Source organism: Comamonas denitrificans (genome assembly GCF_042654745.1).
In the GTDB taxonomy this organism is placed as follows: Bacteria; Pseudomonadota; Gammaproteobacteria; order Burkholderiales; family Burkholderiaceae_C; genus Comamonas; species Comamonas denitrificans.
Genome location: NZ_JBHSEY010000010.1, coordinates 219,083 through 246,006 on the forward strand (window position 1 = coordinate 219,083; position 26,924 = coordinate 246,006).

At 61.0% G+C, this 26,924-nt stretch carries 28 protein-coding genes; 11 read left to right on the plus strand and 17 right to left on the minus strand.

The features are described from left to right. The first annotated feature begins 106 nt into the window (after window positions 1-106). From panB to ACFO24_RS03030, 6 genes are all read left to right on the plus strand, one after another. Window positions 107-988: a 3-methyl-2-oxobutanoate hydroxymethyltransferase gene (panB, locus tag ACFO24_RS03005; RefSeq protein WP_377736728.1), complete on the plus strand. Its 882-nt coding sequence runs from the start codon at window positions 107-109 to the stop codon at window positions 986-988. A 159-nt stretch (window positions 989-1,147) separates the two neighbouring features. Then, window positions 1,148-1,996 (plus strand): pantoate--beta-alanine ligase, encoded by an 849-nt coding sequence (gene panC / locus ACFO24_RS03010; RefSeq protein WP_207574872.1) that lies wholly within the window; start codon window positions 1,148-1,150, stop codon window positions 1,994-1,996. 138 nt (window positions 1,997-2,134) lie between these two features. After that, the gene (locus tag ACFO24_RS03015; protein WP_377736730.1) at window positions 2,135-2,431 is read left to right on the plus strand and encodes a CHASE sensor domain-containing protein; all 297 of its coding nucleotides are present in this window, start codon (window positions 2,135-2,137) and stop codon (window positions 2,429-2,431) included. Window positions 2,432-2,506: 75 nt separating this feature from the next. Then, complete coding sequence (locus tag ACFO24_RS03020; protein WP_377736731.1) at window positions 2,507-3,373, plus strand: sensor domain-containing diguanylate cyclase; 867 nt, start codon at window positions 2,507-2,509, stop codon at window positions 3,371-3,373. After that, a complete protein-coding gene (locus ACFO24_RS03025) occupies window positions 3,373-3,930 on the plus strand; it encodes a YfiR family protein (protein WP_377736733.1) in 558 nt (185 codons plus the stop codon). Before ACFO24_RS03020 ends, ACFO24_RS03025 begins: the two co-directional genes overlap by 1 nt. Then, complete coding sequence (locus ACFO24_RS03030) at window positions 3,927-6,302, plus strand: TonB-dependent receptor plug domain-containing protein (RefSeq protein ID WP_377736735.1); 2,376 nt, start codon at window positions 3,927-3,929, stop codon at window positions 6,300-6,302. Before ACFO24_RS03025 ends, ACFO24_RS03030 begins: the two co-directional genes overlap by 4 nt. On the opposite strand, the gene ACFO24_RS03035 is transcribed toward ACFO24_RS03030, so the two are convergent. Next, window positions 6,285-8,081: a bifunctional chorismate-binding protein/class IV aminotransferase gene (locus tag ACFO24_RS03035; RefSeq protein ID WP_377736736.1), complete on the minus strand. Its 1,797-nt coding sequence runs from the start codon at window positions 8,079-8,081 to the stop codon at window positions 6,285-6,287. The two genes, ACFO24_RS03030 and ACFO24_RS03035, sit on opposite strands and share 18 nt — an antisense overlap. A 146-nt stretch (window positions 8,082-8,227) precedes the next feature. On the opposite strand from ACFO24_RS03035, the gene ACFO24_RS03040 reads away from it, so the two are divergent. Next, the gene (locus ACFO24_RS03040; RefSeq protein WP_377736737.1) at window positions 8,228-8,848 is read left to right on the plus strand and encodes a tRNA-uridine aminocarboxypropyltransferase; all 621 of its coding nucleotides are present in this window, start codon (window positions 8,228-8,230) and stop codon (window positions 8,846-8,848) included. A 63-nt stretch (window positions 8,849-8,911) separates the two neighbouring features. Here ACFO24_RS03040 and rplI read toward each other — a convergent pair whose 3' ends face one another. The 4 genes from rplI to rpsF are packed head-to-tail and all read right to left on the minus strand — an operon-like array spanning window position 8,912 to window position 10,367. Continuing rightward, on the minus strand, window positions 8,912-9,364 hold the full coding sequence (rplI, locus tag ACFO24_RS03045; protein ID WP_377736738.1) for a 50S ribosomal protein L9: 453 nt from the start codon (window positions 9,362-9,364) through the stop codon (window positions 8,912-8,914). 12 nt (window positions 9,365-9,376) lie between these two features. After that, window positions 9,377-9,658, minus strand: a complete 282-nt coding sequence (gene rpsR, locus ACFO24_RS03050; RefSeq protein WP_207574865.1) for a 30S ribosomal protein S18 — start codon at window positions 9,656-9,658, stop codon at window positions 9,377-9,379. Between the two features lie 19 nt (window positions 9,659-9,677). Then, window positions 9,678-9,968, minus strand: a complete 291-nt coding sequence (gene priB, locus ACFO24_RS03055) for a primosomal replication protein N (RefSeq protein ID WP_207574864.1) — start codon at window positions 9,966-9,968, stop codon at window positions 9,678-9,680. 24 nt (window positions 9,969-9,992) lie between these two features. Continuing rightward, a complete protein-coding gene (gene rpsF / locus ACFO24_RS03060) occupies window positions 9,993-10,367 on the minus strand; it encodes a 30S ribosomal protein S6 (protein ID WP_207574863.1) in 375 nt (124 codons plus the stop codon). A gap of 193 nt (window positions 10,368-10,560) precedes the next feature. Here rpsF and grpE point away from each other — a divergent pair, with 193 nt between their 5' ends. From grpE to dnaJ, 3 genes are all read left to right on the plus strand, one after another. Beyond that, a complete protein-coding gene (gene grpE, locus ACFO24_RS03065; RefSeq protein ID WP_377736740.1) occupies window positions 10,561-11,121 on the plus strand; it encodes a nucleotide exchange factor GrpE in 561 nt (186 codons plus the stop codon). A gap of 130 nt (window positions 11,122-11,251) precedes the next feature. Then, window positions 11,252-13,201 (plus strand): molecular chaperone DnaK, encoded by a 1,950-nt coding sequence (gene dnaK, locus ACFO24_RS03070; RefSeq protein ID WP_377736741.1) that lies wholly within the window; start codon window positions 11,252-11,254, stop codon window positions 13,199-13,201. A gap of 110 nt (window positions 13,202-13,311) precedes the next feature. Continuing rightward, window positions 13,312-14,448: a molecular chaperone DnaJ gene (gene dnaJ / locus ACFO24_RS03075; RefSeq protein ID WP_207574860.1), complete on the plus strand. Its 1,137-nt coding sequence runs from the start codon at window positions 13,312-13,314 to the stop codon at window positions 14,446-14,448. A 153-nt stretch (window positions 14,449-14,601) separates the two neighbouring features. On the opposite strand, the gene ACFO24_RS03080 is transcribed toward dnaJ, so the two are convergent. The 11 genes from ACFO24_RS03080 to ACFO24_RS03130 form a co-directional block, all read right to left on the minus strand. Further along, window positions 14,602-15,876 (minus strand): TRAP transporter large permease, encoded by a 1,275-nt coding sequence (locus ACFO24_RS03080; protein ID WP_377736742.1) that lies wholly within the window; start codon window positions 15,874-15,876, stop codon window positions 14,602-14,604. A gap of 18 nt (window positions 15,877-15,894) precedes the next feature. Continuing rightward, entirely contained in the window at window positions 15,895-16,392 is a 498-nt protein-coding gene (locus ACFO24_RS03085) for a TRAP transporter small permease (protein WP_207574858.1), read from the minus strand. A gap of 116 nt (window positions 16,393-16,508) precedes the next feature. Next, window positions 16,509-17,495 carry a TRAP transporter substrate-binding protein gene (locus ACFO24_RS03090; protein WP_377736744.1) on the minus strand — a complete coding sequence of 329 codons (987 nt, stop codon included), beginning with the start codon at window positions 17,493-17,495 and terminating at the stop codon, window positions 16,509-16,511. Between the two features lie 340 nt (window positions 17,496-17,835). After that, complete coding sequence (locus tag ACFO24_RS03095; RefSeq protein WP_377736745.1) at window positions 17,836-18,258, minus strand: DUF423 domain-containing protein; 423 nt, start codon at window positions 18,256-18,258, stop codon at window positions 17,836-17,838. A gap of 171 nt (window positions 18,259-18,429) precedes the next feature. After that, a complete protein-coding gene (locus ACFO24_RS03100) occupies window positions 18,430-19,080 on the minus strand; it encodes a GDSL-type esterase/lipase family protein (protein ID WP_377736746.1) in 651 nt (216 codons plus the stop codon). A gap of 19 nt (window positions 19,081-19,099) precedes the next feature. After that, window positions 19,100-19,435 (minus strand): thiosulfate oxidation carrier complex protein SoxZ, encoded by a 336-nt coding sequence (gene soxZ / locus ACFO24_RS03105; RefSeq protein ID WP_377736747.1) that lies wholly within the window; start codon window positions 19,433-19,435, stop codon window positions 19,100-19,102. A gap of 11 nt (window positions 19,436-19,446) precedes the next feature. After that, the gene (locus ACFO24_RS03110; protein WP_377736749.1) at window positions 19,447-19,941 is read right to left on the minus strand and encodes a thiosulfate oxidation carrier protein SoxY; all 495 of its coding nucleotides are present in this window, start codon (window positions 19,939-19,941) and stop codon (window positions 19,447-19,449) included. Between the two features lie 24 nt (window positions 19,942-19,965). Beyond that, entirely contained in the window at window positions 19,966-21,300 is a 1,335-nt protein-coding gene (locus ACFO24_RS03115) for an FAD-dependent oxidoreductase (protein WP_377736772.1), read from the minus strand. A gap of 420 nt (window positions 21,301-21,720) precedes the next feature. Further along, a complete protein-coding gene (locus tag ACFO24_RS03120) occupies window positions 21,721-22,767 on the minus strand; it encodes a YeeE/YedE family protein (RefSeq protein WP_377736750.1) in 1,047 nt (348 codons plus the stop codon). Between the two features lie 13 nt (window positions 22,768-22,780). Further along, entirely contained in the window at window positions 22,781-24,052 is a 1,272-nt protein-coding gene (locus tag ACFO24_RS03125) for an FCSD flavin-binding domain-containing protein (RefSeq protein ID WP_377736751.1), read from the minus strand. Beyond that, window positions 24,049-24,363: a c-type cytochrome gene (locus ACFO24_RS03130; protein WP_377736752.1), complete on the minus strand. Its 315-nt coding sequence runs from the start codon at window positions 24,361-24,363 to the stop codon at window positions 24,049-24,051. The genes ACFO24_RS03125 and ACFO24_RS03130 overlap by 4 nt, the downstream gene beginning before the upstream one ends. A 405-nt stretch (window positions 24,364-24,768) precedes the next feature. On the opposite strand from ACFO24_RS03130, the gene ACFO24_RS03135 reads away from it, so the two are divergent. Beyond that, window positions 24,769-26,253: a DNA cytosine methyltransferase gene (locus tag ACFO24_RS03135; RefSeq protein ID WP_377736754.1), complete on the plus strand. Its 1,485-nt coding sequence runs from the start codon at window positions 24,769-24,771 to the stop codon at window positions 26,251-26,253. A 5-nt stretch (window positions 26,254-26,258) separates the two neighbouring features. On the opposite strand, the gene ACFO24_RS03140 is transcribed toward ACFO24_RS03135, so the two are convergent. After that, window positions 26,259-26,855 (minus strand): SinI family restriction endonuclease, encoded by a 597-nt coding sequence (locus tag ACFO24_RS03140; RefSeq protein WP_377736774.1) that lies wholly within the window; start codon window positions 26,853-26,855, stop codon window positions 26,259-26,261. Window positions 26,856-26,924 lie beyond the last annotated feature (69 nt).

Below are 26,924 nucleotides of genomic sequence, written 5' to 3' on the forward strand. Positions count from 1 at the left end.
ACGGTGTGGGCCAGGTGCCAATCCACACCCGTGTTGGCACAAGGCGGTGCATGGGCATAGACTTGCGGCTTTTCTTTTTGCAGCCCCTCCAAGAGAGAACTTTCCCATGTCCGCTGACACCGCCGCTGCTGGCACCCCTTACGGCACCATTCCGCCTGCCTCCCCCTTGCCCCAGCGCAAGCCCATCAGCCTGCCGCGCCTGGCGCAGCTGCGCGCAGCCGGGGAAAAAATCACCATGCTCACCGCCTACGATGCCACCTTTGCCGCCGTGGCCGATGCGGCCGGGGTGGAGACGATTTTGGTGGGCGATTCGCTGGGCATGGTCTGCCAAGGCCTGCCCAGCACCGTGGGCGTGAGCCTGGAGACCATGGCCTACCACACCGCCAGCGTGGCCCGGGGACTGCGCCGCGCTCAGGGTACCGCCTGGGTGGTGGCCGACTTGCCCTACGGCAGCTACCAAGAATCGGCCGAACAGGCCATGCGCAGCGCCACGGTGCTGATGCAGGCCGGGGCGCACATGGTCAAACTGGAGGGTGGTGGCTGGACCGCCCCGATCGTGCGCTTTTTGGTGGAGCGCGGCATCCCCGTGTGCGCCCACCTGGGCCTGACCCCGCAAACCGTGCATGCCCTGGGCGGCTACCGCGTGCAGGGCCGGGGCGATGAAGGCGCGGCCCAATTGCGCCGCCATGCGCTGCAGCTGCAAGACATGGGCGCGTCCATGCTGGTGCTGGAGATGGTGCCGGCCGAGCTGTCGGCCCGCCTCACCGAGGAGCTGACGCACTGCCACACCATCGGCATTGGCGCGGGCAACGGCACCGCCGGCCAGGTGCTGGTACTGCACGACATGCTGGGCATGAACCTGGGCAAGATGCCCAAATTTGTGCGCAATTTCATGCAGGAGACCGGCAGCATCAAAGAGGCCATGGCCGCTTACGTGCGCGCGGTAAAGGACGGAAGCTTTCCGGACAACACGCTGCACGCCTGGTAAATCACGTCTTGATCACCGCTTGATCTACTCTTTATCAATAGCTGTTACCGCTTTGAAATAAAGCGTTTCAAGGCCAATCAAGGCTGAAACCCTTTATTCATCTGCGCAGCAAGCTCATTGTTTAAGCTTTTTGTTTACGCTTTTTATTGCCATTGAATCATGCAAGTCGTTCATACCATTGCCGATCTGCGCAGCGCCCTGGCTGGGCGTGGCCGCCCCGCCTTTGTGCCCACCATGGGCAATTTGCACGCGGGGCACATGGCCCTGGTGCGCCAAGCCAAACCGCTTGGCGAAGTGCTGGTGGCCAGCATCTTTGTCAATCGCCTGCAGTTTTTACCGCATGAAGATTTTGATAGCTACCCACGCACGCTGCAGGCCGATTGTGCGCAATTAGAAGCCCAAGGCTGCGACATCGTTTTCGCCCCCAAAGAAAGCGATCTGTACCCCCAGCCGCAGACGTTCACCGTCCACCCCGACCCGGCGCTGGCCGACATTCTGGAAGGGCACTTTCGCCCTGGCTTTTTCACCGGGGTCTGCACCGTGGTGCTCAAGCTGTTTAACGCCGTCTTTGGCACCACCGGCGGCGGCACAGCGGTGTTTGGCAAAAAGGATTACCAGCAGCGCCTGGTCATTGAACGCATGGTGCAGCAGCTGGCGTTGCCGATCACCATCGTCGGGGCCGAAATCGCCCGCGCTGAAGGCGGTTTGGCCCTGAGTTCACGCAACGGCTACTTAAGCGCCGAGCAGCTGGAGCAAGCCCGCGCCCTGTCCGCCGCCCTGCACAGCCTGGCGCAAGCGGCCCGCCAAGGCCAGCAGCCCCTGCCGGTGCTGGAGGCGCAAACCACCCAAGCCCTCAATGCCCTGGGCTGGCAGACCGACTACCTGACGGTGCGCCTGCGCGACAGCCTGCAAAGCCCGGCTGCAGAGCAACTGGCCGACACCCCGCTGGTCGCCCTGGGCGCAGCCCGGCTGGGCAGCACGCGCTTGATTGACAACCTGGAGTTCTAAGGGCGCGATGTGCCTCTTTAGGCGCTCCTTCATTTGGCACTGCAGCGGTGCAGGGCCGCTGGTTGGCCTCTCGCTTTGGTCTTGCGGCTTCGCTATAGTGCTGCATTTAGAAACAAACTGGCGGCATCGTCCCACCTGATGTTCAACCGACTCTCCATCCGCTACAAACTTCTGGTGCTACTGGGTGCCAGCTTGGGGGTAGGGCTGCTCATCTCCTCGGGCGTGGCGCTGTACACCACCTTTGTGGCCGAGCAGCAGGCCTCGCTGCGCACTTTGCGCCAGGTGACGGCCGTGACCAGCGAAAACATGCGCGCTGCCCTGGCCTTTCGCGATAGCCACAGCGCCCAGAAAATCTTGCACTCCTTGCAGGCCGACCCCCACATTCAGTACGCCGTGGCGCTGGATGAGCGCGGCAGCGTGCTGGCCCAGTACTAGGCGGCCAGCATCTCGGCCGACCGTGCCACGCGCTGGCACAAACTGCTGCTGCAGCCCTCGGCCCTGCAGCAGCACATGGATCGGGAGTTTCACTACGTCATCTACCCTATTGAGTTAGAGGGCAGTCCCGTTGGTCGTTTGGCCGTGCTGTCCGATAACCAGGCCATGTACACCAAGATGCGGCGATACATGGTGCTGCAAATCGGTGTGACCGTGTTGATTTTTACCGGCCTGCTGCTGCTGTCCTGGCGCTTGCAATTGATTTTCACCCAACCCATTACGCAACTGGTGCAGGGCATGCGCCACATCGGCAGCAGCAAGGACTACAGCACCACGCTGCACACCGACCGTACCGACGAATTCGGCGAGCTTTACCAGGGCTTTAACGCCATGCTGCGCGAGGTGCGCGTGCGCGATGAAAAGCTTAGCCACCTGGCCACCACCGACCCTTTGACGGGCCTGGCCAACCGCCGCTTTGCGCTTGAAACCATGCAGACCTTGGCCGCCCAGTCCGAGCGCAACCAAACCCCGCTGGGCGTGATCTTGCTGGATGTGGACCACTTCAAGCAGGTCAATGACACCTATGGCCACCCGGTGGGCGACTTGATCTTGCAGCAAGTGGCCCAGCGGCTGCAGTCCAGCATTCGCACTGACGACATTGCGGCCCGTTTTGGCGGGGAGGAGTTTTTGGTGCTCTGTGCCGATACCGATGTGCCCACGGCGGTGCAAGTGGCCGAGCGCATCCGCACGGTAGTTGCCGAGCAGGTATTTACCACCCCCCAGGGGGCCACCCTGCGCGTTACCGTTAGCCTGGGAGTACAAGCCAGCATCACCACTCCTGAAGCCATGATGCAGTTGGTTGAAGCGGCTGATCAAGCCCTCTATTGCGCCAAGCAAGCGGGGCGTAATCGGGTAGTTGCCCATACCGAGGGGGCCGCCTAGTGCTCGGCCTGACCACGCTGCGACGCTGGTGGCACGGCGTGCTGTTGGCAATGTGCCTGTGCAGTGCCAGCCCTGCAGCCTATGCCAACGAAGCGCAGCTGCAGCTGCAAGCCGTCTTTTTGGGGCGTTTTGCCAGTTACGTGCAATGGCTCGAAGGGTCGCAGCGCGAGGTTTTTGAGATGGCTGTCGTCGGCCCCAATCCCTTTGGCCAGCAGCTGCAGGCGCTGTATGCCGACAAGCTTATCCATGGGCGGCCCGTGCGCATTACCCAGGCCGACAGTTTGGCCGCACTGGGCCCACAACCGCCCGATCTGCTGTTTATCGCCCTGCCCACGGTCGCTGAGCGTCAGGCGGCCATCGCCTACGCGCACCGTGCCCACATCTTGACGGTCAGCGATGCCAAAGGCTTTGCCGAGCAAGGTGGCATCATCCAAATGACCCGGGTGGCGCAGAACGTCCAGATCAAAATTAATTACGACGCGGCCCTGACCTCCGGACTGCGCATTGCTGCCCCGCTGTTGTCGATTGCAACGGTGCTTCGAAAAGATTCGCCATGAAGCTATTTTTGTGCCTCCTGTCGCTGGTTGTACTGGGCCTGCCTAGGGCCCAGGCCGAGCCCGTTGTCGCTGGCCAGACCCTGTACGACCTGCCGCTGGAGGAGCTGGTGCGTGTTCAAGTGCCCCTGCAAGCGGATGTTGGCACGCGCGATGGGGCGCATACCGCCCTGCACGCCATCGTGCCCACCGATGTGTACACCACCGAGCAATTGCTGTCCGTGGGCGAAATGGGCCTGGCCTACGCCCTGGCCGCTTTGGTGCCCGGATTCAACCACCCCCGCCCCTCGATTGCGGATGGCACTGACCATGCCCCGCCGTTTACCCTGCGCTCCCTCAGCCCCGACCAGGTGCTGGTGCTGGTCAATGGCAAGCGGCTGCACCAAAGCTCGCTGCTGCACACCAACAGCACGATTGGCCGAGGCAGCTCCAGCGTGGACTTGAACACCATCCCCCTGCTGGCGGTGGAGCGGGTGGAAGTGCTGCGCGATGGCGCGGCAGCGCAATACGGCTCGGATGCGATTGCCGGCATCATCAACATCGTGCTCAAAGGCTATGGCCAGACCAACCAGGCGCTGCTGGGCTGGGGCCGCACCACCCAGGGCGATGGCATTCAGCGCCAGGCCAGCCTGTTTCACAGCACGGCCTTGGCGAGCGATGGTTTTTTCAATATCACTGCCGAGCTGCGCGACCGGGGCAGCAGCAACCGGGCCCGGCCTGATGCGGATGGGCAGACTCGGCTGCACTTTGGCGATGCCGATACCCAAGACGGCCAACTGGCCTGGAACGCCGAGTTGCCGCAGGGCGACACCACACTGTTCAGCCATGGCCATCTGAGCCGCCGCCACAGCAGGGCCGGAGCGTTTTTCCGTGATGCCGACAGCGATAAAAATCTGCCCAGCATCTACCCCCAGGGCTTTTTGCCGCAGATTGCGCCGCGCATTACGGACTTGTCCGCTTCCTTCGGGGTCAAAGGCATTTTGGCCAGCGGCAGCCCCTGGAGCTTGGCCTACACCGCAGGCATGAACGACTACCGGTTTTTTGTACGCAACTCGCTCAACCGCTCTTTGGGCGCTGACTCGCCCACTCGGTTTGACAGTGGCAGCACGGCGTTTGTTCAGCACACCCTCAACGCCGATGTGCAGCACAACTTCGGCCCACACAGCCTGGCGGGGGGCTACGAATACCGCCGTGCCGATTACCGCATCCGTGCGGGCGAGCCCGCCTCGTACACCCTGGGGCCCGATTCACCCTGGTACGCCGGGGCCCAGGGGTTTGGTGGCTTCAGCCCCGACAACGCCACCCACGTCCAGCGCGACAGCCATGCTGTGTACCTGGATGCCAAGTACGCCCTGCACCCTCAGTGGACTGTGTTGGGTGCCCTGCGGGCCGAGCATTACAGCGACTTTGGCCCTACCTTGAATGGCAAACTGGCCGTGCGCTATCAGCCCACGCCCCAATGGCTGCTGCGCGGCGGCTTGAGTACCGGGTTTCGCGCCCCTTCGCTGACCCAGACCGGCTTCACCTCCACCTCGACGGTGCTTGACGGCAGCGCCCTCTTGCAGTACGGCCACTACGGGGTCAGCCACCCGGTGGCCCGCGCTCTGGGGGCCCAGGATTTAAAGCCGGAAAAATCCCGGCACCTGACTTTTGGCACGGTCTGGCAACCCAGCCCGCAGCTGACGGCCAGCATGGATGGCTTTGTCACCGAGATTGACGATCGCATCATGCCCACCAGCTACATTGCCAAATCGAGCCTGGCGCAGCTCAGCCCCCAAGCCCAGGCGATCTTGCAGCAGTACGGGGTGGAGGGTGCCACTTACTTCACCAACGCCGTACGCACTCGCACCCACGGTGTCGATCTGCGCCTGGACTACCAGCACGACCTGGCCCCTGGTCGGCGCTGGCACTTGCGGGCGGCCTACAGCTACGCGGCCACCCGCATTACCGGCGTGAACGCGGCCCCTTCGGTGCTGGGGGTGGATATGACCGATCTGGTGCTGGATCCATACGCGCGCGTCACCCTGGAAGCGGGCCAGCCCAGGCACAGCGCCAAGCTGTGGAGCCGCTACAGCACCGCGCAGTACGACCTGACCTTCAACCTCAATTACTTCGGTAGCTACGCCAGCACCTACGGGAGCGACAAGGTGGGCTTTGCCGCCCAGTGGACGCTGGATGCCCAGCTGAGCTACCACCTGAGCAAAAACACCACGCTGACCGTGGGCGGCACCAATCTACTCAATACCCGGCCAAGCCAGTGGGGTCAGACCACCGACCCCATTATTGGCGTGGGCAAACCCATTGCTTATTCCCAATACGCGCCCTTTGGTTTTAACGGAGCGGCGTACTACCTGCGGCTAGGGGTGCGGTTTTGATAGCTGCGCCGGGATCCAGCCGCGCAGGCTGTTGATAAAAGCCCAGGCCCGCACCTGGGGCGCATCCTCCAGCCGAATCACTGCCTCCACCACCCGCCCTTGCTGCAGCGCCACAGCGCGGCCAATGCCGGGGAGCAGGCCGCAGGCCAGGGGCGGCGTGACCCAGCGGCCATCGGCCAGTTGGGCGGCGATGTTGCCGCGCGTGCATTCGGTGATTTCGCCCGCTTCGTTAAAGAGCACGCTGTCAAAAATGCCGCTGTCGGCGGCCGGGGCCAGCGCCTCGTAATGGGCGCGGCGGGTGGTTTTAAAGCGCACAAATTCGCTGTGCGCTTGCGCCAAAGCTGCGCTGGCCCACTGCAAGGTGATGTGCGCCGGCGCGGGCGGGCAGGCAAAGGCCTGCGCCTCTACCTGCCCATTGGCGTGCAGTTGCAGGCGGCAGCGCCATAGTCCGTGCGGGTGCTGCTGGGCCAGTTGGGCCAGGGCGCTGTGGGCGGCGTGCCCATCCCAGGGATAGGCAAAATGCGCTGCGGCGCTGGCCATGCGTTCCAGGTGCAAGTCGTGGTGGCGCAGCTGGCCGCCATCCAGCGCCAGGGTTTCCAAAATGGCAAATGGCATGCTCACCCTTTCAAAAAATGCCCGTTTGGCGGCCCATTCGCGCCATTCGCTGGCGGCTTGGGCATCGGCGGTGATGCCGCTGCCAATGCCGCAGCGCACGGTGCTGGCACCTTGCACCACCAGCGTGCGAATGGGCACGTTGAAGGTGGCGCGCACGCCGCCCGCGCCGTCGCTGCGCACCACGCCTGCAGCGCCGCAATACCAGCCGCGCGCTTCGCTCTCCAGCGCGGCAATGGCGGCCATGCTGCTGCGCTTGGGCGCACCGGTGATGGAGCCGCAGGGAAACAGCGCCTGAAAAATCGTTTTCAACGCGGTGCCCTGGGGCAGTTGGGCCCGCACGTCAGACGTCATTTGCCAGACGCTGGGCAGCGCCTGCAGCTCAAACAGCGCGGGCACGCTGACGCTGCCGATTTGCGCGATGCGGCCCAGGTCGTTGCGCAGCAAATCGACAATCATCACGTTCTCGGCCCGCTCTTTGGCGCTGCTGCGCAGGTGCTCGGCCTGGGCCGCGTCGTGCGCCGGGGTGGTGCCCCGGGCGGCGGTGCCTTTCATGGGGCGGGTGAGAATGCTGCCGCTGCCCTGGGCGGGCTGGTGCCAGTCAAAAAATAATTCGGGGGAAACCGACAGCAGCGCCTCCTGCCCCATGTCCAAAAAAATGCTGAAGCCGCCCGGCTGCGCCTGCTGCAGCGCGGCAAACAAGGCGTGGCGGTCGATGGGGTGGGGGCTGGTGCCGTGGTACGTCTGGGTGAGGTTGAGCTGGTAATAGCGCCCGGCGGCAATATCGGCATGAATTTGCGCCAAGGTGGCGGCAAATGCCGTGGATGTCTGTCCGGCATTCCAGTGCAAGGGGGTGGCCCAGGCGGAGGCCTGTGCGCTGGCCGTCTGCGGCACCGGGGCGGCAAACTGGGCAAACCAGGCCAGCGCGGTGGTGGCGGGCTGGGTGGGCAAATCGGCTTCCAAGGCGGCGGCAGCCTCGTAGGCAACGGCCCCCAGGCACCAGGCACCAGCCCGGGCGGCGGCCTCCACCTGGGCCAATACGCTCAGCAACTCGTCGGCGGTATGGGCCACCCATACCTGGGCGGGTGGGCCAAATTGGGCTTGCAAGCGGGCACAGCCGGGGTGTAAGGGCTGGGCCATGTCCAACTGGGCGGTAATCACAGGCATGATGCAAAGGTAGTCAGGGAGAAAGAGGGAAATCGGTCACCCGAGAACCGGGGAAAATAGGGCGCAAGCATAGCGCGAGCCGTGCGCCCTGCTGTAAATACGAATTAAAAGAGGCTTTAACCCTTATATAGCAAGCGCTTACAGCTATGAAAAAACGTTTTAATTGCCCCCGCTGCCTGCGCCCTTGCAGCCATTGCTTTTGTCCCTTGGTGCAGCCGGTGGCTTGTGGTGTTGAGTTGCTGATCTTGCAGCACCCCTTGGAGCATGGTCACGCCAAAAACACCGCCCGGCTGCTGCATTTGTGCCTGCTAGGCAGCCGACTCGAAGTGGGGGAGTGCTTTGCCCCGGCCCAGCTGGCGCAGTGGTTGGTTGCCGCCGATAAGCGCAGCGTTTTGCTGTATCCACCCAGTGCCCCCGATCCGCAATTGCCACTGCACGCGCCCCCGGCCTTGCCTGCGCTGTGGGTGCAGGCCGCTCAGCTGCAGCAGTTGCGTTTGGTCGTGCTTGATGGCACATGGCGCAAAAGCCGCAAGATGCTCTACCTGAACCCGCTGCTGCAAGCCTTGCCGCGTTTGCCGTTGGTTGATTTGCCCGCCTCCCAGTACCGCATTCGCAAAGCGCAGCAGGCGCACCAGCTGTCCAGCTTTGAGGCCAGTGTGGCCGCCTTGGCGCAGCTGCACGCGCTGGGTGGGGCCCAGGCGGATGGTTTGCAGGCGGTGTTTCAAGCCTGGCTGGGGGCGCAATCCAGCAGCGCACCGCCGCGCTGAACGCTGCGCACAAAAAAGCCGCCTTGTATAAGGCGGCTTTTTGGGGCAGCAAGGGTTTGCCGCTTAGGCTTGTTCGCCGGTCACTTCCACGTTCACTTCGACCACCACATCGGTGTGCAAAGCCACGTCCACAGCAGTGGCCGAGACGGTTTTGATCGGGCCATTGGGCATGCGCACTTGGGCTTTGACCACGGTGAAGCCAGCTTTGGTCAGTGCTTCAGCGATATCGGCGTTGGTGACGGAGCCAAACAGGCGGCCATCGACACCGGCTTTTTGCGACAGCTTGACGGTGTGACCGCTCAGCTTTTCGCCTTCGGCCTGGGCGGCAGCCAGCTTTTCAGCGGCTTGCTTTTCCAGTTCAGCGCGTTTGGCGTCGAATTCTGCTTTGGCAGCTTCGGTAGCGCGGCGGGCTTTGCCAGTGGGGATCAGGAAGTTGCGGGCGTAGCCGTCCTTGACCTTGACGATATCGCCCAGGTTACCCAGGTTCAGCACTTTTTCGAGCAGGATGATTTGCATGAGGGCGACTCCTTAGATCTTGTGCTGGTCGGTGTACGGCAGCAGGGCCAGAACACGGGCGCGTTTGATGGCGGTGTTCAGCTGGCGCTGGTAAATGGCGCGGGTGCCGGTCAAACGGGCAGGAATGATCTTGCCGTTTTCAGCGATGAAGTCACGCAGGGTGTCCACATCTTTGTAGTCAATTTCTTCGACACCGGCAACGGTGAAACGGCAGAAGCGCTTGCGCTTGAACAGCAGCGACTGGGTGTTGCGCTTGGGGCGCTTGTCTTTGTTGAATTTCTTGAACGTGGCCATTGCTGGACCTCTTTGAAAATTAATTTTGTTGCATATCCTGGATATGAAAAACCACCGTTTTACTGTTGCGCGGCGTGGCTAAAAAGCCTTGAAACCGCCAGCAGCTTTGCGGCGCTTGCCGTGCCAGTTTGTAGGCCAAGTCGCCAAAGGCAACGGCTTTGATGCTGGCGTGTACTTTGCGTGGACTGCCCGCTTCGATTTGTTCAGAAGCGTGCTCTAGTCGGACATCCAAGGCGGCGACACCGGCTGGCGTAAAACGCAAGGGGGCGCAGGCTTGGATTTGGGCGCTCAGTACCAGCTGGTTTTCCACCTCCAGACCAAACGAACCGGGAATTTAAGCTTGCTCAGCAGCGGCGGCGGCTTGGGAAGCTTTGCGGGCTTCTTCGCGCTCAACGGTTTTCATCATGGAAGAAGGGGCGGTGTCGGCCTTTTTCTTCTGCACGATCAGGCTGCGCAGCACAGCGTCGTTGAATTTGAAAGCGTGCTCCAGCTCGGCCATCACGGCCTGGTCGGCTTCGATGTTCAGGCAGATGTAGTGGGCTTTGGCCAGCTTGTTGATCAGGTAAGCCAGTTGGCGGCGGCCCCAATCTTCTTCGCGGTGCACTTTGCCACCACCTTGGGTGATCATGCCCTTGTAGCGCTCCAGCATGGCTGGAACCTGTTCGCTTTGATCCGGGTGGATCAACAAAATGATTTCGTAATGACGCATAACAACTCCCTTTGGGTAAAGCCCCCTGCTGCGCCAAAAAGTAGCAGTGGGGCAAGGCAAAGCCAAAGATTGTAGCGCCGATTGCGTTTATGCGCAGAAGTTATTGAGCTGCTCTTGAAATTGGCGCGTTGGCCCCTAGCTGGGCGGATAAGGTTTTCGCCCTTCCTGTTTTTTTGATGTTTTTGTAAATCCCATGACCGATCCTCAAACCACCTCGCCCCTCTTTACTGCCCCGGCCGATGCCAGCCCCGAAGAGCTGGAAGCCGCCATGGCAGGCCATATGGCCGACGAAATGCAGCGCTTGCAGACCGAGTTGGCCGAGCTCAAAACCAAAAATGCCGATTTGGCCGACCAGTTCTTGCGGGCCAAAGCCGATACGGAAAACATGCGCCGCCGTTCCGAAGAAGAAGTGGCCAAGGCGCGCAAATTTGGCATTGAAAGCTTTGCCGAAAGCCTGCTGCCAGTGTGCGATAGCCTGGATGCCGCTTTGGCCCTGCAAAATGCCACCGCCGAGCAACTGCATGAGGGCAGTGCCGCCACTTTGCGCCAATTGCTGCAGGCACTGGAGCGCAACAAGGTGGTGGTCATCAACCCGGCTGTGGGGGATAAGTTTGATCCGCACCAACACCAAGCCATCAGCGTGGTGCCAGCCGAACAAGAGGCCAACACCATTGTCACCGTGCTGCAAAAAGGCTATCTGATTTTTGACCGCGTACTGCGCCCGGCGTTGGTCACGGTGGCCGCCGCCAAGTAAATAAACCAATAAACGGCCCTGGCCAGTCAGGGCCAAGTTCTTATTCTTTTTTTCAATGGCTTGAAACTACTGGGTTAAGCCCTAGTTACAGGCCAACTAAACCAACATTCTTTTTTTGGAGCTATTCAAAATGGCAAAAATTATCGGTATCGACCTGGGCACCACCAACAGCTGCGTGGCCATCATGGAAGGCAACACCACCCGCGTGATTGAAAACAGCGAGGGTGCCCGCACCACGCCGTCGATCATCGCTTACCAGGAAGACGGTGAAATTTTGGTCGGTGCTTCGGCCAAGCGCCAAGCCGTGACCAACCCGCGCAACACCATCTTTGCGTCTAAGCGTTTGATTGGCCGCAAGTTTGACGAAAAAGAAGTTCAGAAAGACCTGGACTTGGCCCCCTTCCAAATCATCAAGGCCGACAACGGCGATGCCTGGGTGCAAGTGCGCGACCAAAAGCTGGCACCTCCGCAAATTTCGGCTGAAGTGCTGCGCAAAATGAAGAAAACCGCCGAGGACTTCCTGGGCGAAGAAGTGACCGAGGCCGTGATCACCGTGCCCGCCTACTTCAACGATGCCCAGCGCCAAGCCACCAAGGATGCTGGCCGCATCGCTGGCCTGGAAGTTAAGCGCATCATCAACGAACCCACCGCGGCGGCCCTGGCTTTTGGCCTGGACAAAGCAGGCAAGGGCGACCGCAAGATTGCCGTGTACGACTTGGGCGGCGGCACGTTTGACGTGTCCATCATCGAAATTGCCGATGTGGACGGCGAAAAGCAGTTTGAAGTGCTGGCCACCAATGGCGACACCTTTTTGGGCGGTGAAGACTTTGACCAGCGCATCATCGACTACATCATTGGCGAGTTCAAAAAAGAGCAAGGCGTGGACCTGTCCAAGGACGTGCTGGCCCTGCAGCGCCTGAAGGAAGCCGCTGAAAAAGCCAAGATTGAGCTGTCCAACTCCACCCAGACCGACATCAATCTGCCCTACATCACGGCCGATGCGTCTGGCCCCAAGCACTTGAACCTGAAGCTCACGCGCGCCAAGCTGGAAAGCCTGGTCGATGACCTGATCGAGCGCACCATTGCGCCCTGCCGCACCGCCATCAAGGATGCGGGCCTGAGCGTGTCCGACATCCAGGACGTGATTTTGGTGGGTGGCATGACCCGCATGCCCAAGGTGCAGGACAAGGTCAAAGAGTTCTTTGGCCGTGAGCCGCGTAAGGACGTGAACCCCGACGAAGCCGTGGCTGTGGGCGCTGCGGTGCAAGGCCAGGTGCTGGCCGGTGACCGCTCCGACGTGCTGCTGCTGGACGTGACCCCGCTGTCCCTGGGTATTGAAACCCTGGGCGGTGTCATGACCAAGATGATCACCAAGAACACCACCATCCCGACCCGGTTTGCCCAGACCTTCTCCACGGCCGACGATAACCAGCCGGCCGTGACCATCAAGGTCTTCCAAGGCGAGCGCGAGATGGCTTCGGGCAACAAGGCCCTGGGTGAGTTCAACCTGGAAGGCATCCCGGCCGCACCGCGTGGTGTGCCGCAGATCGAGGTGGCTTTTGACATCGACGCCAACGGCATCTTGCACGTCAGCGCCAAGGACAAAGGCACGGGCAAAGAAAACAAGATCACCATCAAGGCCAACTCGGGTCTGTCGGAAGAAGAAATCCAGCAAATGGTCAAGGACGCAGAAATCAACGCGGCCGAAGACAAGAAAAAGCTGGAACTGATTCAGGCCCGCAACCAGGGTGAGGCGGCGGTGCACAGCGTGCAAAAGAGCCTGGGTGAGCATGGCGACAAGCTGGAAGCGGCCGAGAAAGAAGCCATTGAAGCCGCTATCAAAGAGCTGCAAGAAACGCTGAAGGGCGAGGACAAAGATGCCATCGAAGCCAAGACCACGGCGCTGATGACGGCCAGCCAAAAGCTGGGCGAAAAAGTCTATGCCCAGGCGCAGGCCGAAGCGGCTGCCGCCGGAGGCGCTGCTGCCGGTGCCGAAGGCGCGGCCCAGCCCCAGCAGCCAGCGGCCGGGGCCCATGATGACGACATCGTGGATGCCGAAGTCAAGGAAGTGAAGAAGTAATCCCCCATGCAGCGGCAGACCTGACCGCTGTCCGCCGCGCTGCCCTTTGCCCCTTTTTCTTTGGGTAAAGGACTTGCGCGGCGTTTGTCTTTTTTATTGGGTGCTTATTAATGTCTAAACGCGATTTTTACGAAATCCTGGGTGTAGCCAAAACCGCCTCGGACGACGAAATTAAAAAGGCCTACCGCAAGCTGGCCATGAAGTACCACCCGGACCGCAACCAGGGGGACAAAGCCAAAGAGGCGGAAGAGAAATTCAAAGAGGTCAAAGAGGCCTACGAAATGCTCTCCGACAGCCAAAAACGCGCGGCCTACGACCAGTACGGCCACGCGGGCGTGGACCCGAATATGCGCGGTGGCCCAGGCGCGGAAGGGTTTGGCGGCTTTGCCGAAGCTTTTGGCGATATTTTTGGCGATATGTTCGGTGGCCAGCGTGGCGCTGGTGGCCGGGGCGGGCGGCAAATGTACCGGGGCAACGACCTGTCGTACGCCATGGAAATCACGCTGGAAGAGGCGGCCAAGGGCAAATCGACCGAAATTCGCATCCCCAGCTGGGACACCTGCGACACCTGCCACGGCAGTGGTGCCAAACCCGGCACCCAGCCCAAAACCTGCGGCACCTGCGGCGGCAATGGCTCGGTGCAGATGCGCCAAGGCTTTTTCAGCGTGCAGCAAACCTGCCCGCACTGCCGGGGCACGGGCAAGATCATCCCCGAGCCCTGCACCAGCTGCCATGGCCAGGGCAAGATCAAGAAGCAGAAAACGCTGGAGGTGAAAATTCCCGCCGGTATCGACAGCGGCATGCGCATTCGCAGCAGCGGCAATGGCGAGCCGGGGGTCAATGGCGGCCCGGCGGGCGATCTGTACATTGAGATTCGCATCAAGCCGCACGATATTTTCGAGCGCGATGGCGACGACCTGCACTGCCAGGTGCCGGTGAGTTTTATCACCGCAGCTTTGGGCGGCGAAATCGAAGTGCCCACGCTGGCCGGTAAAGCCGCCATTGACATCCCCGAAGGCACCCAGGCGGGCAAGCAGTTTCGCCTGCGCGGCAAGGGTATCAAGGGCGTGCGGGCCAGCTATCCCGGTGATTTGTACTGCCACATCGTGGTGGAAACGCCGGTCAAGCTCACCGAGTACCAGCGCAAGCTGATGCGCGAGCTGGAAGAGTCGCTGAAAAAAGGCGGCTCGCGCCACTCGCCCACCGGCGAGAGCTGGACGGACAAGTTGAAGCGCTTTTTCAGCTAAGCAGGCCGGGCACCCGCAACGGGTGCCCAGGGGGCTGGCAGGCGCTCCAGCCTGGCAGCATATTAATATTGATAGCGCTTACCGCACGTATTTTATTGTTTTCAATGATTAATCAATTGAAAATCAAATAAATACAAGCGGGAAGTGCTATTTTTAACGGTACACCACGTCCCGCAGCCACAGGCTGATGTCCGGCACATAGGTAATCACCATCAGGCAAGCCAGCACCACGGCCACAAATGGCAGCAGCGGGCGAATCAGGTGCTCCAGCGACAGCTTGGCAATCGAACCGGCGGCAAACAGGTTTACGCCAAAGGGCGGGGTAATCATGCCCAGGGCCAGGTTGATGACCATGACCACGCCAAAGTGCACCGGATCAACCCCAAAGCCCACCGCCACCGGCAGCAGCAAAGGGGCCAGCACCACGATGGCGGCCGAAGTTTCAATGAACATGCCAATCAAAAACAAGGCGGCGTTCACCCCGAGTAAAAAACTGGCGCGGTTGGTGAAAATTTCGGCCAGCCAGTGGCCCAGGGCATCGGGCACCCCGGCGCGGTTGAGCAAAAAGCCGAACACCCCGGCATTGGCAATGATGAACATGATGGCCGCCGTGGAGATGGCCGAGCGGTGCAGCGTCACCGACAAGCCGCGCACGCTGATGCGCCGGTACACCAGCATGCCCACCACCAGGGCGTACACCACGGCCACGACGGAGGCCTCGGTCGGGGTGAACACCCCGCCGTAAATACCACCCAGGATGATGACCGGCATCAGCAACGCCAGCCACGCCCGGCGCAGCGATGGCCACACCGCCAGGCGCTGCTGCCCGTCTTGCCGGCCATAGCCATGGCGGCGGGCGTAGAACCAGACATAGGCCATCAGTGCAGTGGCAATCAGCATGCCGGGCAGTACCCCGGCGATGAACAGCTCGCCGGTCGAGGTGTCGGTGGAGACAGCGAACAAGATCATGGGAATCGATGGCGGAATGATCACCCCCAGCTCGGCCGCCGTGGCTTGCAGCGAGGCGGCAAACGGGGCCGGGTAGCCATGGCGCACCATGGCCGGAATCAAAATCGCCCCCACCGCAAAGGTGGTGGCCACGCTGGAGCCGGCCACGGCGGCAAAAATCATGCAGGTGATCACGCAGGCCATAGCCAGCCCGCCTTGCACGCCGCCGACCAGGCTTTTGGCAAAGTCCACCAGCCGCTCGGAGATGCCACCGGCCTCCATCAGATTACCGGCCAGGATAAAGAACGGGATGGCGGCCAGCGGGAATTTGTCCAGCGCGGCATACATTTGCTGGGCAATCACCAGCCAGGGCAGCCCGGCAATGGCCACGCCCCCCATGGCCGCCAGGCCAATGGAGATGGCAATGGGCACCGTCAGGCCGAAAAACACCAGCATTGAAAGAATCATCACGTGGGACATGGCAGGGCTTCCTTGTGCTTAGCCTTGGGCATCGTTGCGCAGCTCGGTAACCGCCGCCCGGTCGAGCAAGCGGGCCAGCACGGCAATGGCGGCCAGGCTGGCCCCGACGGGGATGGCCAGGTACACCCAAGAGATGGAAATCTCCAGGCTGGGCAGCGTTTGAAAGCGCACGCGCCAAACCATTTGCCCACCCACCCAGGCCAGCATGCCCAAAAAGCCCATGCAAATCACCCCCACCACCCAGGCCAGCACGCGCTGGGCCGGGGCGGCCAGCAGGGTGCGCAAAAAATCCACCCCCAGCATGGCCCCGTGGCGAAACGCCAGCGCCACGCCCAACAGCACGGCCCAGATGAGCAGGGCGCGGGTGGTGATCTCGCTCCAGTCGGCGGGCGACTCCAGCATGAAGCGCGTCACCACTTGCCAAAAGCCCACCAGCACAGCGGCCAGCAAAAACAACTGCGCCAGCAGGGAAACCAATTTAAACAGTGCGGCATCCGCACAGCGCAACCACGTCATGTGTCTGTCCTTTCTACGGCGGGGATGGCGGCTATTGCGGCCATTGGCGGCCCCGCCAACAAGAAAACCGGGCTGGCTTGCGCTGCGGCCCGGTTTTTTAGCTCAGCAGCGCAGGCTTACTGGGTGTTTTTAATGCCGTCGAGCAGCTCTTTGCCGAACTTTTTCGCGTACTCGGGGTACACCGGGGCGACGGCCTCTTCAAAGCTCTTGCGGTCCACATTGGTCACCACTTCCATGCCCTCGCTCTTGAGTTGTTCAACGCCGTTTTTCTCGACGTTATCGACAAAGCTGCGCATGGCCTGGGCGGCCTGGATGCCCGCTTCTTTAAAGGCTTTTTTGTCGGCCGCTGACAGCCCTTCGTACACCATGGGCGAGACCATGATCACCGCTGGGGCATAGACGTGGCCGGTCAGCGACAGGTATTTTTGCAGCTGCGACAACTTGGCCGAGGTAATCACCGACAGCGGGTTTTCTTGCCCATCAATCGTGCCTTGCTGCAGCGCGGTGGCCACCTCAGGCCAGGCCATGGGGGTGGGCAAGATGCCAATCTGGCGGAAGGCGGTGATGTGGACCTGGTTTTCCGTGGTGCGGATTTTCAAGCCCTTGGCATCGGCGGCGCTGACCACTGGGCGCTTGCTGTTGGTCAGGTGGCGAAAGCCTTGCTCACCCCAAGCCAGGGCCACCAGGCCGCGCTTGGAAAACTCGGCCAGCATGGCCTGCCCGATTTGGCCATCGAGCACCTTGCGGGCGTGGGCCAGATCGCGCATCAGAAATGGCACATCAAACACGCCGGTTTGCGGCACAAAGTTGAGCGTGGCACCGGTGGACAAAATGGCCAGGTCGATGGTGCCCAGTTGCAGGCCCTCAATCACCTCGCGCTCGCCGCCCAGGGCGCTGTTGGCAAATTGCTGGACTTTGAATTTGCCCTGGCTGGAGGCCTCCAGGGATTTAGCAAACGCATCACCGCCTGCGCCATAGTGCGAGGTTTGGGACAAGGCATAGGCCATTTTCAGCGGGGCCTGTGCCTGGGCAACACTAGCAACACCAAAAGAAAATACGGTCACTGCGGTAGCCAAAAGGGGTTTAAACCACGATTTGCGCATGGGGGATGCTCCTGAATAGATAGTATCGAAACACACCTTTCCGTTTTGAACCGCGTTGCGCTGCGGGCGTTGGGGAAAAGTGCGCAAAATCATTCTATCGAGCACGATTCCCACAATTTTCCTGCGCTGACCGTAATCGGCTATGCCTGTCTTCTCAGAACGTGTTCACGATCTCCTCATGGGTGTGCGGGCGCGGCTTCGGGCGGTCTGCGTCGTTGCAAATCCTCGCAATAGCCAAGCTATTGCTGTGGTTTGCGCCTCGCAACCCATCCCGAACCGCATCCCCCACACCTTCATTCGAGATCATGAACACGTTCTCAGAACGCGGGCTACTAACGCACTAACGCACTTGGCGACCATCCAGCGCGGCCACGCCAATCGCCAGCCAGCCCAGCATCAGGCTGGTGCCGCCCCAGGGCACCAAGGGGCGCAAGGCTTCCACCCCGGTGAAGATGCGCAGATAAATCAGCCCACTGAACAGCAGCACCCCCAGGGTGAGCAGCAGGGCGGCCAGGTGCAGCCAGCGACTGCCCCCTTGCCGCGCCCAAACGCCCAGGGCCAGCAGCACGACGGCATGCAGCAACTGCTGCTGCACCGCCTGCTGCAAAGTGGCGCGGGCGGCTTCTCGTGCTACAGGGTCGGTGATAAAGCCCAGGCCGTGGCTGGTGTAAGCGGCCAAGCCGACACCGGCGCAGCCCAGCAGGGCAGCGGTGATGAGCAGCCAACGGGTTCCATTGGCAAAAAGGCGATTGCGGACATGCATAGCAGAGGAATTTTTTTAATACAAGCGTTCGCTGAAAGTCATTTTTTACTCGGCACTGCGGGAGTAAGCAATAGGCTGTATAGGGCGAAACGGTGACCATTCAAGGCGACAGTATGCGGGGACTCTTGGATGGCAGCGTGTTTTGCGCGGCACACCGCAAAGGCAAGGAAATTACCCGTGCCAACCCTGCTGGCGTACAAAATCAAACAACTGCTGGGTAAACAGGGCATAACCGGCCGCATTGCCATGCACTTGGTCGGAGCGCAGCGCCGGGTTGGACAGCACCTCGGCCCAGGCCCCTTCCAGCAGGGGCAGCTGCAGCTCTTTGGCCAGGGCGGTGTACAGCGGGTGGTCGCTTAAGCGCCCCGTGCCTGCGGCCAGCAAAGAAAATTGCGGCACGGCCACCAACAGCACCTGGGCACCGCTGTCCTTGGCCTGCTGGCAGATGCGGCGGATGTTGGCTTGGGCGGTCTCGGCGCTCATCTGGCGCAGAAAATCGTTGCCGCCAATGCTGACCACCACCAGGGCAGGGGCGTGCTCCTGCAGCAAATCGGGCAGGCGTTCCAACGCCTGGGCGCTGGTATCGCCCGAAATGCCGGCGTTGATCACGTCCCAGCCGGTGCGTTCGGCCAGCAAGCTGGGCCAGGCCTCATCGGCCTTGGCACCGACCCCTTGGGTGAGCGAGTCGCCCAGGGCCAGCACGCTGGCCTCGGCCGGCAAGGCCTGGGCCTGGGGCGGGCGTTTGCCGCAGGCGGCCAGGGCGATGGCAGCGGTGCTGGCCAGCAGAAGGTGGCGGCGGTGCAAAAGCGGGGGCAAGCGCATGCGGCAGGCTCCTCTGAAACTAACGGACCGTAATGGTTTTGGTGGCGGATAAGGTGGCGCCCTGGTCATCCCTCCAGAGCAGCTGCAAGCGGCCACTGCGGCGGGCTTTGAAAGTGAATTCGATGTAGGGGTTTTGGGCAATCGAGGTGCCTGGGTCCCAGACAAAGAGCAGCGCCTCATCCAGCTTGGCTTCAAAGTGGTTCAGGATGTGGCGCGGGCGGATCTGGCCCGTGGCCGGGTCGGTGCGCAGCCCGGTTTCCATGGGGTGCTCGATTTGCGCGCGCACACGCAGAATGTCGCCTGCCTGGGGGTTTTCGTTGCTGACCCAGACGCGGGGCGGTTGCTTCATGCTCATGGGTGGGCTCCTTACATGCCGCAGCCGCTGGCGGCCACAGTGATGGTTTGCTTGCCTGCCAGTAGCTTGCCGCTTTTCATGCGGGCCAGGACGTGGACGGCCTGGGACTGGCTTAGGCGAATGCGCACGGCCGCCTCGGCGCTGCCCGTCTCGGCGGTGAAGCGGAGGCGGCAGGCCAGCGGGATGGGGTTGAGCTCGGCCAGTACGATCAGCTCTTCGCACCAATCGTGCTCGGTGATGGGCAGGGTCACCTTGGCCTTGATGGGCACGGCGCTGGGGTTGTCGGCCAGCACGGGGATGTCCAGCTGCAGCCCTTCGGCCTGGGGCGTGGCGCTGCCGGTGAATGTGCTGAGTGCTTGTTTAAAGGCCACTGGATCGGGGGCCAACGGGCCCACCAGGGGGGGATTGGTGGGCGGTGTTTGGGCCAGCGCCACGCTGGGCAGGGCCAGCGTGGCAACGGCACCAACCACCACGCGGCGGGTAAGGTGGGGGGAGGCAGGTGTCATGTCGTTTGCAATGTTGGGTAGGGCTTAGATGCCCAAGAAGTCGCTGAAGCGGCTGTTGATCCAGGCAAAGTCTTCCTTGACCAGATCGGGCGTGCGCACATCCATGTCGATTTGCGTCTGGATGACCTTGCCGGTGGGATCGACTTCGTACTCGAACTTGACCGAGATTTCTTCCTGCGGGTCGCCATTGACCATCATGTAGCACAGGTTGTCGGGCAGCAGCGGGGTGACCTCTTGGCCGGCCACGCGCTGGGCGATGTTCTTGGCGACGATGCGGCCAATGTAGTTGGCCACGTGGGCGCTCTTTGGGTAGTGGCCAAACTGGTCGGAGATGGCCCCCATCAGGTCACCGACGAAGTACACGCGGTCATCGCCCTTGGCGGTGAAGTAGCGCACGTCCATGTCGGCCCAGCCGGTGGGCTTGCCCTCGGGGGTTTTGCCGATCAGGTCGGCCGCCCAGACCATTTCGGCGGCCTGGTGCGGGGGCATGAGGATGGCATCGTCAAAGTCAAACTCACCGGCGGCGGTCTTGATCTTTTTCTTGAACGGATCGAGCTCTTGCACCCGGGCATTGGGCACGTGGGTGATGATGTCCGGGTACAGCTCTTCAAACGCCTGCTTGTAGCCCACGCCGATGGGGGCGATTTTTGGCTTGGGGTCAAGGATGAGGATCTTGCCCGGAATCTTGTTTTTCTTGATGTGCCAGGCAATCAGGCAGGCGCGCTCGTAGGGCGAGGGCGGGCAGCGGTGCGGCGGAGGCGGCAGGGTCATGACCAGGGTGCCGCCCTTGAAGTTCTTCACCTTTTGCTTGAGCGCGAACATTTCCTGGTTGGGAATGTAGGCGTTGGGAAAGTGCTTGCGCGTGTAGTCGATGGCCTTTTGGTCGTTGCCAAACCAGGCCTCGTAATCGTTGCGGATGCCGCCGGACAGGATCAGGTAGTCGTACTCAATCAGGCCGTGGGCCGTGCGCACCAGCTTTTTGTCGCGCTCGAAGCCGGTCACTTCGGTTTGCAGCAATTGGTAGCCGTATTTGTTGGCCGGGTGCAGCATGTCGCGGTTCACAAAATCGGTGTTCACGATGTCGATCAGCCACTTGTTGCTCATGGGGCCGGACCAGAACGTGGGGTTGCGCTCCAGCAGCACCACGTCGGAATCGGGAATCAGCTCGCGCAGATACCGGGCGGCGGTCATACCGCCCCAGCCGCCGCCGCAGATCACAATGCGCGGGCCCTTGCCCGTGCGGGGCAGGATGCGCGACTGCGGGGTCATGATGGTGGGAGCGGCCAGGGTGGCGATGGGGGCCGCAGCCGCGCCCAGTGCCAGGGCCGGAGGGGTCATCAGAAAGTGACGGCGTTGCATGGTCATACTTTTTCCTTAGTGGGGTATGGGTTGTTCCAGGCGACAAGCCGGTGCGTGCGGGCATGGGCGCCAAGCTGGCGCCAACAAGGTGTGCAAAGGGGTGTCGGGTCGGGCGATGTGGCGCATCGTCCTTGCGTGCAGTGCATTCCCCTCTTGGCCGCAACGCGGCACAAGCAGAGCTGTCAGCCGGGCATTCTAAGCGTGCTGGTGCGCGGTTCGGCGTGGCCAGGGTGCGCCTCCTGCGGTGCTGCGCCTTTAGAACGTGTTCATGATCTCCACGCGAAGGGGGGCGGGATGCGGATCGGGATGGGCTGCAAGGCGCAAACCACAGACATAGCGCTAGCTATGGCGAGGATTTGCAACGCCGCAGACCGCCCGAGGCTGCGACTGCACACCCGCGAGGAGATTGTGAACACGTTCTTAGCGGCGGCGGGCCATCAGCGCCAAGCCGGCCCACGCACCCAGCACAATGCCCGCTACGGCAGGCAGCGTGGCCCAGGCCAGGGTGGTGACACCGGTCAGCGCCTGGCCGATGGAGCAGCCCGCCGCCAACAGGCCGCCAAAGCCCATCAGCAGGCCCCCCGTGGCGCTTTTGGCCAGCTGGGTCGGGCTGTCAAAGCCTTCCCAGCGGGCCGTGCCGGTGGCTATGGCGGTCACTGCCGCCCCCGCCAGCACGCCCAGCACCATGGCCGAGGCCGGGCTCCAGGCCCGGCCCACGGCCACTTGCAGGTACAGCAGGCTCTCGGCCATGGGGGCGATGAAGCTTAGCGAGGTCAGCTTGGCGGGCTCAAACGGATCGACCTGCACGGTGGCGCTGATCCACCAGCCCAGCGTTACCAAAGCACCAATCGCCAGGGCCGACAGCGCCTGCGCAGGATGGCGGCGCAAAGCCGGGTGGCGCACAGCGTAAGCCGCCAGCAGAAGTGCAGGAATGATAGCTGTCAGCGCATACACAGTAAGCGCTGATAGGCTTTTTTCTATTAAATATTGTGGTGCTGTGGCATGCTCCAGCGTTACCGGGGCCACGCCTTGCAGCCACTGGCGCAGCGGTGCCAGCACCCCGGTGGCACTGGCCTGCGCCCCCAAGGCCAGAAACACCACGGTGACCAGCGCCCGCAGATTGCCCCCGGCCAGCAGCACCAGCGAGCGGGCCCCGCAGGCATTGGCCAGCACCATGCCCAGGGCAAAAATCACCCCGCCCAGAAACACCCCCAGCGGGGAAAAACTGGGCCGCACGATCTGGGCCTGCCCCAAATCGATCACACCCAGCCACTGCAAGCCTTGCGAGGCCAGCAGGGCCACGGCCAGCGCCAGCGCAAAGGCTTGCAGCGCCGGGGCGTGACTGCGTGGCTCGCTGTGGTCGTGCCCCATGCCTTGGCGCACGCCGCGCAGCAGGCAAAAGCGCCCCCAGCGGGCGGCGCAGCCAAAGGCGGCACCCCAAAGAAAACTGGCCCACAGCAGCGTCATGGTTTAGCCATCCCTAGCCACCCCAGATGTCGGTGCTGATTGCTTGGTACCAGGCCGCGCCATAGATGGCCTCAGCCTTGCGGAACCCGGCATCGGCCTGCATGGGGCTGACACCGCCTGCCACTTCTTGCAGCTTCCCGTCTTGCGCCCGGTACACGCCCGCGACCGAGATGCCGTAATGCGTGCCCACCAGGCTGTAGCAGGTGTTGGCCAGCGAGGCGGTGGGCAGCGGCTGGCCCGTTAGCTCGGCTGCAATGGCGGCGGCGGCCAGCTTGCCCTGGGTATTGGCGGCAAAGCCCGACTTGGGCATGGGTGCGGCAATCGTCGCATCGCCCAGCACATACACATGGGGCACCTGGGCAGATTCAAAGCTCTCGGGCTTGATCGGCACCCAGCCGCTGGCATCGGTCACCCCGGCGCGGTCGGCAATGAAACCGGCCTTCTGCGGTGGAATCACGTTCAGCACATCGGCTTTGTGCTGGGTGCCAAAGGCGGTTTCCACCACGCGCTGGCGGGCATCGACGCGCACCACCTGGCCATCGTCAGACTGCTTGACCCATTCGATCATGTCGCCGTACAGCGCTTTGTAGCCTTGCAGGAACAGGCCCTGCTTGGAGAAAGCATCCTTGTTGTCCAGCAGCAGAATTTTGGATTTGGGTTTGTGCTGCTTGAAGTAGTGCGCCACCATCGCCGCCCGTTCGTAGGGGCCGGGCGGGCAGCGAAAAGGGTTGGCCGGAATCACCATCACAAAGGTGCCGCCGTCTTCCATGGCCTCCATTTGCTGGCGCAGCAATTGGGTTTGGGGGCCGGCCTTCCAGGCGTGCGGGGCCAGGTGGGCGGCGGCCTCGTCGTAGCCTTGCAGCGCATTCCAGCGCATGTCTACACCGGGGGAGAGCACCAGTTTGTCGTAGCGCAGCGTCTGCCCGCTGGACAGGCGCACGCTGCGGGCGGCGGTATCGACATCTTCGGCGCGGGCATGCACCACGCCGATGCCCGCTTTGCGCAGACCGTCGTAGCCGTGGCCGATGCTCTCGAACGAGCGCAGGCCCGCCAGGTACAGGTTGGAGAAGGGGCAGGTGTAAAAGCGCTCGGCCGGCTCGACCAGCGTCACGCGCACCTGGGGCGCTTGTGCTTTCAGGTAGCGCGCAGCGGTGGCACCGCCAAAGCCGCCACCGATCACCACCACATGGGCGGAGCCGGCCTGGGCACGAACGATGGACGGCAGTGCCAGGGTGGCAGCCCCGGCCAGGGCGCTGCTCAACAGGGTACGGCGTTGCAAGCTCATGGCTGCACCTCCTGGCTGAACCAGGCGGCCAGCGCCTGGATTTGTGATTCGTCATAGCCCTGCATCAGCCGGTTCATGATGGTCGCATCCGCTGCGCGGTTGGCCTTGAAGGCCTGCATGCGCTGCAGCAAATGGCTGGCATCTTGCCCGCGCAAGGTGGGAATGCCGCCGGTGGAGCGGCCTTGCGGCCCGTGGCAGTTGGCGCAGGTGCCCGCCAGCACGGCCACGTTTTGCACGCTGAAACCGGCGGGCAACACCGGGGCCGTCTGGGCGGTGCCTGATAGAGGGGCAGCCAGTGCAAGCGCTAGCAATGTGGTGGGTAGTGGAGTAAGGATCCGGGGCATTCGTCTCTCTTAGTGAGTTATCAGAGCATCAAATTCTATGGAGTCCTTTGCAACTATAGGTAAGAAGGTTCTGCACCTTGCGCATATCACTGGGCGTGAAGGTTGTCACTTCAGGCCAGTGCATCCCTGCTCGCCCATTAATGAGGTACCGTGAATCGCTGCTACCCAATTGGGATTTCAGTACCTATCCTAGATATCTTGGCCATCACGCCCAGCAGGCAACCCAGGCCGCCAAGGAATGGCAAGCGATTGCCGGGCTACAAGCTTATTTGGGTTAGTTTTCTTGTGTAGTTGACAAGACGGAGTAGCGAGCTGAAGTCGCTCTAGATCATTTGTGTTAAAATTTGGTATTAATTTTGTTTCGAGATCGAAATGACATCAATACCATTTGCGATATCTGTCAAAGACGCAGCAGAAAAAATCGGCGTTTCAGAGCAGCGCATTAGAGCACTGCTCCGCTCTGGAGCTATTGAAGGGCGCCAACTTGGAAAGCTTTGGCTTACGACAGAAGCCGCTGTTGCTCACTATCTTGAAAATGGCGCAGCGCCGCCGATTGAGGATCGGCGCAGAATGCCTGGCCCACTTCCAACGCTCAAGGCTCTTTCGTTCTTCTCTGGAGCGATGGGATTGGATCTTGGGCTGGAAAAGGCGGGAATTTTTCCCCTGCTCGCTTGTGAACTCGATAAAACCTGCCGCCGAACCATTACTGCCAATCGACCTGATATTGGCTTGATTGGTGATATTTGGAAATACGATGCCGATCAGATTCGCGACTACGCAGGGCTAAAGCCTGACGATGATATCGATGTCATGCTCGGAGGGCCTCCATGCCAAGCCTTCTCTACGGCAGGTGCTCGCCGTGGTTTTCATGATGAGCGTGGCAATGCGTTTATTCGCTATGTCAATCTGATCCTAGAAATGCGTCCTCGTTTCGCTGTTATTGAAAATGTGCGTGGCCTTCTTTCTGCTCCTATGGCACACACACCGCACGCGCAGCGGGATGCAGACTGGGTTCCTAACCCCGAGGAACATGCAGGTGGCGCCCTTATGCACATCTTGGAAATGTTGCGTGCTGGTGGCTATGGAGTTTCTTTTAATCTCTACAACGCAGCAAATTTTGGCGTTCCCCAGTCGCGCGAGCGTGTCATTTTGCTTTGCTCGAGGGATGGAAAAAAAATACCACACTTGCAACCTACGCACGCGCAGGATGGTGCATTTGGTCTTCCAAAATGGAGAACTCTTCAAGATGCTTTTGAAGGAATGGATCCGAAGGCGGGTGAACATGCTGAATTTCCTCAAGAGCGCTTGCGCTTTTATCGACTGCTTGGCCCGGGCCAATACTGGAAGCACTTACCCCCGGAACTTCACCGAGAGGCCCTCGGTGGTTCGCTGGATGCAGGTGGTGGAAAAACAGGTTTTTTACGCAGGCTTGACTGGCATAAGCCCTCCTGCACGCTAGTCACTTCGCCCACCATGCCAGCGACAGATATATGTCACCCTGTAGAGGATAGACCGCTGTCGGTGCAGGAATATGCACGCATTCAGCAATTCCCAGATGACTGGATTTTTTGCGGCTCTATGGCCGACAAATATAAGCAAATCGGTAATGCTGTTCCAGTTGGCTTGGGTGAAGCTGTGGGGCGAGCGATTATTAAGCATATTGCAGGGAAAATCGAACATCCGCCAGAAGAATTTCCTTTTAGTCGTTATAAGGAAACGGATGAAGTTTCTTGGGAAGTCAAAACGCGTGCAATTATGGGAATTGGTGCGAAACCTGAATCTAGGAAACGAAGCTGCTCAGGTAAAACAAAAGCCGACACCCAGCAGTTATCGCTGGAATTCCCAATGGGTAAGTGAAAATTTCATTGGCGCAGATTTTTCAGATAGGTTTCGACAAATCTCTTGAAGCCTTTTTCATTAAGGAGGCTGCGAAGTTGTTCATCAGGGAAAGCACTCCAATTTGAACCTGCCTTTTTTGAAAAAGTTCGATGCCATTTTTCAATTTTGGTACCGATACGAATTGCACTAGAAGATGAGTTCTCTGAGTTGTCTCGATTTTTTACTTGCAGCAATTGCCAATCAGCAGTAGGTGAAATAGGTGGTTTGATGAAATCGACGGCTTTGACCATTGCACCGGAACACCAGATCCACCCTTTTGGCTCCATGACAAACGAAAGATAGCGCTCTAGAAGGTCGCCAACTAGATTTTCTGCACCCATTGACAGTAGATGCTCCCGTTTAATGCGTTCTGTATCGGCTTTGTCAATATCAAAGTAGGAAATAAGAATTACCGACACCATTTCGTCCGGAACGGTATTTGGAGGTTTTGGTGCCCTGACTTCCCGGGACAAAGAGAAAGCCGATGCTTGCCTGCGCACATACTCTTCACTGCCTATGGTAGGTGCGGATGTACCTCTCAGCGCAGCGGCAGTTTCAGGATGGGTTGATAAGAAATGGATTGATGTTGCCCCCGTATTCCAGTCCCCGTCCTAGTCGCAATAAACCGCCTGGTCCGTTGATGGCTCCTG

Coding starts and splice junctions, on each gene's coding strand:
- ACFO24_RS03110 (WP_377736749.1), bottom strand. CDS start 19,941: ATGACACCTGCCTCCCCCCACCTTACCCGCCGCGTGGTGGTTGGTGCC.
- ACFO24_RS03100 (WP_377736746.1), bottom strand. CDS start 19,080: ATGCGCTTGCCCCCGCTTTTGCACCGCCGCCACCTTCTGCTGGCCAGC.
- dnaJ (WP_207574860.1), top strand. CDS start 13,312: ATGTCTAAACGCGATTTTTACGAAATCCTGGGTGTAGCCAAAACCGCC.
- ACFO24_RS03120 (WP_377736750.1), bottom strand. CDS start 22,767: ATGACGCTGCTGTGGGCCAGTTTTCTTTGGGGTGCCGCCTTTGGCTGC.
- dnaK (WP_377736741.1), top strand. CDS start 11,252: ATGGCAAAAATTATCGGTATCGACCTGGGCACCACCAACAGCTGCGTG.
- ACFO24_RS03090 (WP_377736744.1), bottom strand. CDS start 17,495: ATGCGCAAATCGTGGTTTAAACCCCTTTTGGCTACCGCAGTGACCGTA.
- panB (WP_377736728.1), top strand. CDS start 107: ATGTCCGCTGACACCGCCGCTGCTGGCACCCCTTACGGCACCATTCCG.
- rpsR (WP_207574865.1), bottom strand. CDS start 9,658: ATGGCCACGTTCAAGAAATTCAACAAAGACAAGCGCCCCAAGCGCAAC.
- ACFO24_RS03015 (WP_377736730.1), top strand. CDS start 2,135: ATGTTCAACCGACTCTCCATCCGCTACAAACTTCTGGTGCTACTGGGT.
- ACFO24_RS03085 (WP_207574858.1), bottom strand. CDS start 16,392: ATGACGTGGTTGCGCTGTGCGGATGCCGCACTGTTTAAATTGGTTTCC.
- rpsF (WP_207574863.1), bottom strand. CDS start 10,367: ATGCGTCATTACGAAATCATTTTGTTGATCCACCCGGATCAAAGCGAA.
- ACFO24_RS03095 (WP_377736745.1), bottom strand. CDS start 18,258: ATGCATGTCCGCAATCGCCTTTTTGCCAATGGAACCCGTTGGCTGCTC.
- ACFO24_RS03115 (WP_377736772.1), bottom strand. CDS start 21,300: ATGCAACGCCGTCACTTTCTGATGACCCCTCCGGCCCTGGCACTGGGC.
- ACFO24_RS03040 (WP_377736737.1), top strand. CDS start 8,228: ATGAAAAAACGTTTTAATTGCCCCCGCTGCCTGCGCCCTTGCAGCCAT.
- panC (WP_207574872.1), top strand. CDS start 1,148: ATGCAAGTCGTTCATACCATTGCCGATCTGCGCAGCGCCCTGGCTGGG.
- ACFO24_RS03125 (WP_377736751.1), bottom strand. CDS start 24,052: ATGAGCTTGCAACGCCGTACCCTGTTGAGCAGCGCCCTGGCCGGGGCT.
- ACFO24_RS03080 (WP_377736742.1), bottom strand. CDS start 15,876: ATGTCCCACGTGATGATTCTTTCAATGCTGGTGTTTTTCGGCCTGACG.
- soxZ (WP_377736747.1), bottom strand. CDS start 19,435: ATGAGCATGAAGCAACCGCCCCGCGTCTGGGTCAGCAACGAAAACCCC.
- ACFO24_RS03035 (WP_377736736.1), bottom strand. CDS start 8,081: ATGCCTGTGATTACCGCCCAGTTGGACATGGCCCAGCCCTTACACCCC.
- ACFO24_RS03020 (WP_377736731.1), top strand. CDS start 2,507: ATGGATCGGGAGTTTCACTACGTCATCTACCCTATTGAGTTAGAGGGC.
- rplI (WP_377736738.1), bottom strand. CDS start 9,364: ATGCAAATCATCCTGCTCGAAAAAGTGCTGAACCTGGGTAACCTGGGC.
- ACFO24_RS03135 (WP_377736754.1), top strand. CDS start 24,769: ATGACATCAATACCATTTGCGATATCTGTCAAAGACGCAGCAGAAAAA.
- grpE (WP_377736740.1), top strand. CDS start 10,561: ATGACCGATCCTCAAACCACCTCGCCCCTCTTTACTGCCCCGGCCGAT.
- ACFO24_RS03030 (WP_377736735.1), top strand. CDS start 3,927: ATGAAGCTATTTTTGTGCCTCCTGTCGCTGGTTGTACTGGGCCTGCCT.